Origin of the sequence: Bradyrhizobium sp. STM 3809 (genome assembly GCF_000239795.1) — a bacterium.
Lineage (GTDB): Bacteria > Pseudomonadota > Alphaproteobacteria > Rhizobiales > Xanthobacteraceae > Bradyrhizobium.
This window is the reverse complement of record NZ_CAFJ01000421.1, coordinates 1-625: the sequence shown is the minus strand read 5'-3', so window position 1 is coordinate 625 and position 625 is coordinate 1. Positions and strand designations below refer to the sequence as shown.

The 625-nt window shown below is 67.8% G+C and carries 1 protein-coding gene; it reads right to left on the bottom strand.

Features of this window, described 5'->3' with window-relative positions; genetic code table 11:
• Positions 1-231: 231 nt before the first annotated feature.
• A partial coding sequence (locus tag BRAS3809_RS20265; protein ID WP_035657153.1) for a hypothetical protein occupies positions 232-625 on the bottom strand: 394 nt, incomplete at its 5' end.

Here is a 625-nt window from a genome sequence, read left to right as displayed (position 1 = left end):
CGTGGATGCCCGGGACAAGCCCGGGCATGACGGGGTCATTCATCGGCAGGATCGTTCGCCGGACAACTCCGCGTTTCCGTATGCGATCGCTCTGCCTGGAGGAGGATCGGCCGATTGCGCGAAACAAGAAACCTTCATTCGTAAGCCCAAAACGCGAAACGGAGGCCTCGAGGCCTCCGTTCGTTTGTCCATCGCTGATCGTTGGCTACTCGCTATTCGCCTTCTCTCCGATCACGCCAGCCGGCCGGCGGCGTGGGCGAGGAGGGTGTAGACGAGGCCGGTCTCCGAGGTCAGCTGCGCGCGCAGCGCCTGCGGGTTGCGGTCGTCGCGGGCGACCTCGTCGAGCAGACGCTCGAACTCGGTGATGTAGCGGTCGACCGTCTGCTTGAAGGTGCGGTCGGCGCGGTACTTGCGGGCCACCTCGTCGAACGCCTTCTGGCCGGCGGGCGTGTAGAGGCGCTTGGTGAACGCCTTGGTCTCGCCGCGCTGGTAGCGGTCCCACATCTCGGCAGCGAGCGTGCGGTCCATCAGCCGGGCGATGTCGAGCGACAGCGACTCCAGCGGATTGCCCGGCTGCTGGGCCGGTCCGCGGCCACGCTGGGCGGGAGCCTGCGGCGGGCCGGCG